This is a genomic window from Martelella mediterranea (genome assembly GCF_021021415.1).
GTDB lineage: Bacteria > Pseudomonadota > Alphaproteobacteria > Rhizobiales > Rhizobiaceae > Martelella > Martelella mediterranea_C.
In genome coordinates this window covers 1-7,370 of the sequence record NZ_JAINWJ010000084.1, presented here as the reverse complement: position 1 = coordinate 7,370, position 7,370 = coordinate 1, and the positions used below count along the sequence as shown (strand labels likewise).

5 protein-coding genes are annotated in these 7,370 nt (G+C 63.1%); 1 reads left to right on the top strand and 4 read right to left on the bottom strand.

What is annotated here, in order from left to right:
• Positions 1–83: 83 nt before the first annotated feature.
• The 4 genes from K7H91_RS25165 to K7H91_RS25150 all read right to left on the bottom strand — a co-directional run bounded on the left by K7H91_RS25165 (position 84) and on the right by K7H91_RS25150 (position 6,516).
• Positions 84–3,221, bottom strand: coding sequence for an efflux RND transporter permease subunit (locus K7H91_RS25165; protein WP_230722913.1), 3,138 nt, complete (start codon positions 3,219–3,221; stop codon positions 84–86).
• The gene (locus tag K7H91_RS25160; protein WP_230722912.1) at positions 3,218–4,405 is read right to left on the bottom strand and encodes an efflux RND transporter periplasmic adaptor subunit; all 1,188 of its coding nucleotides are present in this window, start codon (positions 4,403–4,405) and stop codon (positions 3,218–3,220) included. Before K7H91_RS25160 ends, K7H91_RS25165 begins: the two co-directional genes overlap by 4 nt.
• A 339-nt stretch (positions 4,406–4,744) precedes the next feature.
• Positions 4,745–5,434, bottom strand: a complete 690-nt coding sequence (locus K7H91_RS25155) for a hypothetical protein (protein ID WP_230722911.1) — start codon at positions 5,432–5,434, stop codon at positions 4,745–4,747.
• A gap of 71 nt (positions 5,435–5,505) precedes the next feature.
• Positions 5,506–6,516, bottom strand: coding sequence for a lipocalin family protein (locus tag K7H91_RS25150; RefSeq protein ID WP_230722910.1), 1,011 nt, complete (start codon positions 6,514–6,516; stop codon positions 5,506–5,508).
• Positions 6,517–6,643: 127 nt separating this feature from the next.
• Between K7H91_RS25150 and K7H91_RS25145 the strand changes: the two genes are divergently transcribed.
• Positions 6,644–7,132, top strand: a complete 489-nt coding sequence (locus K7H91_RS25145) for a MarR family winged helix-turn-helix transcriptional regulator (protein WP_230722909.1) — start codon at positions 6,644–6,646, stop codon at positions 7,130–7,132.
• Positions 7,133–7,370 lie beyond the last annotated feature (238 nt).

The following is a 7,370-nucleotide window of genomic DNA, read 5'->3' as shown; positions in this document are numbered from 1 at the left end:
CCGGCCCTTCTCAGCCTGCCAAACTTAACGTGACAACGCCCCGCAAGGAGCTCCCCGGCAATGAACTTCGCGTCGCGCGCCGCTCAGGCGGGTTCGGCGTGGACGATTTCGGTCGGCCGGGCCCTCGTCGCCCGTTTCTCGCCCAGCATCAGCATGGCGGGCGTCACAATGAGAGTCAGGATTGTGGCGATCAGTAGCCCGCCAGCGATGGCTGCCGAGAGTTCGGTCCACAATTGTGTCGAGGGGGCACCATAGATAATACGCCGGTTGAAGAAGTCGATGTTGAGCCCGATCACCATCGGCATCAGCGCGAGCGCGGTGGTGGCGGAGGTCAGAACGACCGGCCGCAGACGCTGGGCGCCGGTCCTGAGCGCAGCCTCGAGCGGCGATTGCCCCAGCCTCTTGAGGTCGTTGTAGGTGTCGATCAGGACGATGTTGTTGTTCACCACGATGCCGGCGAGCGCGATCACCGCGATCCCACCCATCACCACGCCAAACGGACGTCCCGTGACGATCAGACCGAAGAGCACTCCGGCGATGGAGAAGACGATCGCCGACATGACGACGAACGCCTGATAGAAGCTGTTGAACTGCGTCACCAGGACCGCGAACATCAGCACGATGGCGCTGATGAAGGCGCCGGTCAGGAAAGTCATCGCATCCTGCTGGTCCTGGGCTTCGCCGGCGAACGACCAGTCGACGCCTTCGGGAAGATCCATGCGGTCAAGCGCCGACCTGAGTTCGGTGATCTGGTCGCTGACCAGAAGGCCCGGTGCCACATTCGACTCGATGGTGGTGACGCGGCGCTGGTCGACGCGCTTGATGGTGCCGGTGCGGGGGCTCGGCTCGAAGGTCACGAAGTTGGAGATCGGTACCAATCCGGCGGAGGTCGGTACGCGCAGCGACTGCAGTTCCTCGAGCGTCCGCTCGGCAGCGGGAAAGCGCACACGGATGTCGAGCGTGCCCTCGGCATCGTCCGGCCGGTAGTCGGCTACGGTGACGCCCTGGGTCAGGAGCTGGATCGCCTGGCCGAGCAAGCTGACGTCTGCGCCGAAGCGCGCGGCCTCGGACCGGTTGACGCGAATTCGCCATTCGACGCCCGGCAGGGGGCGGGTGTCGACGACATCGGTGAAGCCGCCGATTCGGTCCATTGTGGCGCGGACGTCCTCGGCCACCGCCGCCTGCGTGTCCGAATCGCGGGCGCGGATCTGCAGCGATAGCGGCTTGCCCGAGGACGGACCGTCCGCTTCGATCTGCATCTGTACGTCGATACCGGCGATGTCAGACATGCCGGTACGGATCTGCTCGCCGATCTCGGCCGCTGTCCCGCGCGTGTCCCACTCGGTCAGCTCGAGCTGGATGGTGCCGATCACCTCCTCGTCGACCTGGCTTCCGGCGCCGCCCGAAGTCGAGCGGGCGTAAACCGAGGCGATGTCGTTGCGTTCGTAAAGACGCTCCTCCACCCGGCGGACGAGCGCATCCTTCTCGTAGATCGAGAAGTTGTCGCGTGCGCGCACCTCCACCTGCATGAAGTCGGGTTCGATTGACGGAAAGAAGCTTATACCGCTGCCGAACTGTCCGTAGGCGCCGAAGCCGGCAAGCAAAAACGCGAAGGCCAGAGTCAGGGTAGTCCAGGGCCTCAGGATCGCCCATTGGAGCATCCGGACATAGCCGCCGGTCAGCCCGCCGATGTCGCGGGGGTCGCCAAACTCGGCGGCGTGGCGCTTGGCCTTGTCCTCGGCGGTCTGCGGCTGCTTGCGGCCGATCAGGCCGCCCATCACCGGTATGAACACCAGCGCCATGAAGAGCGACGCGGTCAGCGTCACGATCACCGTTATCGGCAGATATTTCATGAACTCGCCCATCATCCCAGTCCAGAACAGCAGCGGGAAGAACACCGAAAGCGTGGTCAGCGTGGACGCGATGATCGGCCAGGCCATCCTCTTGGCGGCGAGTGCGTAGGCCTGCCTCGGACGGGCGCCCTCCTGCAGCTTGCGATCCGCAAGCTCGGTCGTGATGATCGCACCATCGACCAGCATTCCCACCACCAGTATGAGGCTGAAGAGGACGACGATGTTCATCGTGTAGCCCATGAACCAGAGTACCGCCACGCCGGCGAGGAAAGCGCCCGGAATCGAGAGGCCCACAAGAACGGCCGAGCGCAGCCCCAGCGCCCAGACGACGACGATCATGACCAGCACGATTGCGGCAATCACGTTCGACTCGAGATCGCTGAGCATGGTCTTCACCTGCTCGCTCTCGTCCTGCATGTATTTGACGGTGACGCTGTCCGGCCAGGCTGCGGCCTCTTCCTCGATCACTGCCTTAACTGCCGCCACGGTCCCGATGACGTTCGAGCCGGCGCGCTTCTTGACCTCGAGTGCGAGCGCGGGCTGTCTGTCGATCCGCGCGAAGCCGGTCGAATCCTCAAAGGTCCGGCGGATCGTCGCGACGTCGGAGAACGTGACGACGGTGTCGCCGCGCACCTTCACGGGCAGAGACATCACGTCGTCGATATCCTCGATCAGCCCGGGCACCTTGAGGACGATGCGCCCGGCGCCGCTCTCGATGGTACCGGCCGCGACCAGCCGGTTGTTGCGGCTGATCTGGCCGATCAGTTCCTCGAACGAGATGTTGTAGGTCTCGAACACCGTCGGGTCGATCAGGACCTCGAGCACCTCTGTGCGCTCACCGCCGATGTCGACCTCCAGTACGCCGCCGACCGCCTCGATCCGGTCCTGCAACTCGTTGGCGATCCGGTTCAGCGTGCGCTCCGGGACGGGACCGGACAGCACCGCCGTCAGGATCGGGAAAAGCGCGGTGTTGGTTTCGACCACCACCGGCTCCGTCGCGTCCTCGGGCAGTTCGGGAGAGACGCGGTCGGCCGCCTCGCGCACCCGATCGAGCGCCTCATCGACGTCGCCGCCCGGTTCGAATTCGAGCATCACCGAGGCGTAACCTTCGCTGGCCGAACCTTCCATCTTCTTCAGACCCGTGAGCGGGCCGAACTCGATCTCCATCGGCTCGACCAGCAGCCGCTCGGCATCTTCGGGCGAGATACCGTCGAGGGTGGTGAAGACATAGACGTAGGGGATCGATATCTCGGGCAAGCTTTCCTTGGGGACCGAGACGTAGGCGTAGGCGCCAACGGCGAGGGTCATCAGGAGCGTGAGCCCGACGATCCGTGTGCGTGAAAAGGCGGCGTCAATGATGGCGTTCATGGTGCGGCCACCGCGCCGTCGTCTGTTCCGTCCTGAACCTCCGACAACGGAGCGGGCTCCAGCGCACTGCTGACTTCGGGCTGGGGATCCACCATCTCGCCGTCGTTCACGAAGCCTTGGCCGACGGTGATGATCCGCGCTGCCTCGGGCAAACCCGTCACCCAGACGCCATCGGTCTGGGCGCGGATGATCTCGACCGGGTGGAACGCCACCCGATCGTCCACACCCGTGGTCTTGACGCCAAGCCGACCATCGGTGTCGAGCGACAGGATCGCCGGCGAAAGGAAGTGCGCCACCACCTCGCCCGTGGGAATGCGCACCTGCGCGCTCACACCGGCCGGAACCGCTCCGTCTTCGTTCGGAACCTCGATCTCGGCGAGGAAGGTGCGGGTCTCGGCGTTGGCGCTGGTGCCGACGAAGGCCACTTCGCCCTCGCGGACCTCTCCGGTGATGAACGTCACCGTCGCCGTCTGTCCCACCTTCACGCGGCGGAGCGATTGCTGCGGTATCTGAATGGTCACGGTCAGCGGTGTGTTGTCGACGATGCGCCCTACATCGGCGCTCGCGGCTACGAACTCGCCTTCGTCGATCGACAGCGTTTCCAGCCGCCCGGCGAAGGGCGCACGGATGACGGTCGTGTCGACGACTTCCTTCGCGGCGGACAACTGCGCCTCGGCGACCGCAAGGGCTGCCCGCGACTCCGAGACGCGGGTGACCGTGGCGATACCGCGCTCGAGCAGGGTTTCGGCGGTCTCGAAGTTGCGTTGCGCATGCTGCATCTCCGCCTCGGCACGGGCAAGATCAGCCTCGCGGTCAGCGAGATTGAAGCGCGCAATCACTTCGCCCCGCTCAAGGTTGGCGCCCTTGCGCACCAGGACCTCGCCAATCTCGCCCGACGTCTCGGTCAGGATCACTGTGTCCCGATCCGGCTGCGCCTGCCCCTCCGCCGCGAGGTACTGCGTCACCGGCTCGGCCTGCGATTGGCGCACAGCCACGGTTACCATGCGCGGAACGACTGACGTCTCTGCCACCTTGACTTTTTCCGAGGGCAGTACGAAGCCACTGCCCATCCAGCCCGACAGCGCGAACACCAGCGCTCCGGCGATCCACCTGGAGCGGGAAGAGCCGCGATCGTCTTCGAAGGCGAGCGCCTGGCGCTCCACGGTTCTGGGGTCGGATGTCACGATGTTCTCCTGAAGAGCGGTACCGTCCGTACTCGGACCAGCTTAGCTCGATTTCCTGTTCAATGCCGCCGCCCTTTTGGGCGCCGCAGACCCCGAGGTCGCCATCGACGTCAGTTTCGCCACTGCCAGGAACCTTGCCCGGCTTGCTTCACAATCCGCTCTGCAGACTTCTCCACGGGCACTTGCTCGCTGTTGCTCGACGATCGAAGCGCCCCCGGTGCGCCCGAAGCTCGACTCGCTCCTACCCATCATCAACCAGATCCTCGAGGCGGACCGTGCCTTGTCGAAGAAACAGCGGCACACGGCGCAGCGGGATCTTCATTCCAGGGGTCACACTCTTCAGCCAGACCAGAACAGCGGTGCCAGCCAGGCATAGAGCGCCCAATGCACTGTGTAGGAAACCAGAAACCCACCTCGCAAACGCAGGATCAGCCAAGGGGCCAGCGTGCCCAGGAGCAATGCGGCGGAGGTCAGTCTGAAGAGGATAACCGGTTCGGGATAGATGACGGCCCACATCATGTGTGCGCCACCGAACAGCAATCCGATCAGCGCTGCGACCCTGACGTCGGAAAGTTGCCGGAATTTGAGTTCAATCGCCATTACCGCGATCAACAACTGCTGCAGGAGAATTTCTGCCGACTTGGGCAGGAAGTAGGCCGACGTCATCTCGAAGGGATGGGGCGGTCCGTCGAGCGAACCGAACGGCAAACCGGGCAGACTCGGGATTCCAATGACGGCGATGCCAATGAGCACGACCGCCACCAAGCTCGCCGGGGGGAGATAGCGATTTACCATCTCGGCAGTCAGCCAGCCGAAATGAGAGTTTCGAAAGGCAAGGAAGGCTACCGCGGTCCATGCAGCGTAGAAGGCCGCATAGAATGACGGTGCATCGTTGAGGCCATCCTCGACGCCGAGCGCTCCCAATAGCCAGTAGTAGCTCAGGCTCGCCGCCATCCAGATGACTGCCACCGCTGCAAATGTCTGCAGCGTGTGTCTTGCAGTTCGGTCACTTGTTGAAGCGATGTGCATCTTGCTACTTGTCCAGTCAGCTCTCGACCGCCGCCGGTGACGCGACGGGCGAAGCTTGTTGCGCCGCGGCCTTACTGCCAGTCTCCGAACATCTCGACATAGCTTTTGCCGGAAACGTTCTCGCCCCGATAAGTGCCGGAAAAGGCTGCGGTGGCCTCATAGCGCCCGTCTCCGTGGATGACGATTTCCTGATGGCGATTGCCCGTCACATCGACCGTCAGCGCCGCGTCCAGTGCCGGGATGCTGATCTGCCAGCGGGTGGGGTATGTGTTGCCGCTTTCAGGGCTGGTCCAGATCTCGCTTGCGCCTGCCGCGAACGGTTCCACCTCCGCCACGACATGGGTGCCATCCGGGTGCATCACCGTCGCCCAGGCGTAACTGCCTGCCGTCGGGCTCACCGCGTCCCAGATTGCCATGACATCACCGTTCGGCAGGTTGAAGCTTATCCAGCTCCAGTTCGTGTCGGGCTGCGGCGCAACCGGTCCCCACTGACGATCAAGCCAGGTTTGCCCCGTGACGTCATGGGTATCGCCTTCCAGCGTCACTGTGCCGGTCGTGTGCAGCTTCGGCAGGGCGAATTCGTGGTTGATCTTGCCGAACAGCGGGAAGGCTCCTGTGCCTCCATAGCTCATCACCGGCCCTTCGGCCTCCAGCACGAGGTCCAGCGTGCTCCACGGAACTTCGAACGAGATTGTCATCTTCTCGGCATCTCCGGTCCAGGTCAGCCCCGGTGCCGTGATGTTCAGCCCGTCCTCGCTCCAGTGAAGATCTTGCTCGGCAACCGGGACGACTTCGTATTGGTAGAAGTCCGTCGACTCGTCGGTAATCGAATAGACGATCTTGCGCCCCGGTCCGTTCGGGATCGACACGACATGCAGCAGGATGCCGATATCGTGGCCGCCAGCGTCCAATCGGCTGGTGATATAGACGGAGTCGGCCCAGCCGAGCTCCGACCCGGACGACTGGGCGGCGAAATCTGTGGCAGGGTCGATCAGCCTGGGAAAGCCTTCGGCGGCGGCTTCAGAACCGATGCTCGCGACCAGTATGGTCGCAGCGAATTTCAGTGCCGTTGTCTTGAACATACCGTCTTCCTTTCATGCTTTTAAGCGCAGGCCATCGCTCTTCCAGGACAGGCTCCTGCCCAAGGGAAAACACTTGCCTTCGTGTCATAAGTCCGTGCATTATGCACTTAAAACAAGAGGCCTCGATATGTCAACAAAAAACGTGCATAATACACGGAATGATACTCTGCTCCGCGATCTACACGGCGCGCTCGTCGAAATCACCGTCGCGATGAACCGCCCGCAGAGAGACGATGAACTGCTTGAGGAAGCCGGCGTCTCGCTGGACAAGGCGCTGTTCAAACTGCTCGTGGCCGTCGAACGGCTGGGGCCGGCAAGTGTCGTCGAGCTGGCAGAGCGTATGGGGCTCGATCACTCGACCGTCAGCCGCCAGATCGGCAAGCTCGAAGGCCTTGGCCTGGTTGCACGGCAACCAAGCGAGACCGACGGCAGGGTCCGCGAAGCGGTGCTGACCCAAGCTGGCAGGACAACGACCGACAAGATCGACGAAGCTCGTCAACGGATGGCAAGGGAGATCTTCGAGACGTGGGAAGACAAGGATGTCGCCGATCTGGTCCGACTGATGAGTCGCTTTGCCGAGGCATTCCGGGAGCTTCCGAAGAGCGGCAACAGATGAATGTACTCTGCCCTGTGTAACACAATTCACTTCATTGAATCGGAAGTTCCCTGCTTGTCTGTCAGTCTCGGACCAAAATGGGGCCGCTGCCCCGGCGTGATACGGGGTCATGCTCCGCCTTGCCGTGTCATTCAGTGCATCGTGTTTGGTTGTCCAACCTTGTCGCGGTCGGTTCGGCGCCTCGCATCCACCGGCCCGGCGTTGTCACGTTAACCTACATGCGATTGCCTATGTCTCT

Excerpts from the sequence above, each read along its gene's own strand:
- K7H91_RS25165 (WP_230722913.1), bottom strand. The coding sequence starts at position 3,221 with ATGAACGCCATCATTGACGCCGCCTTTTCACGCACACGGATCGTCGGG.
- K7H91_RS25155 (WP_230722911.1), bottom strand. The coding sequence starts at position 5,434 with ATGCACATCGCTTCAACAAGTGACCGAACTGCAAGACACACGCTGCAG.
- K7H91_RS25150 (WP_230722910.1), bottom strand. The coding sequence starts at position 6,516 with ATGTTCAAGACAACGGCACTGAAATTCGCTGCGACCATACTGGTCGCG.
- K7H91_RS25145 (WP_230722909.1), top strand. The coding sequence starts at position 6,644 with ATGTCAACAAAAAACGTGCATAATACACGGAATGATACTCTGCTCCGC.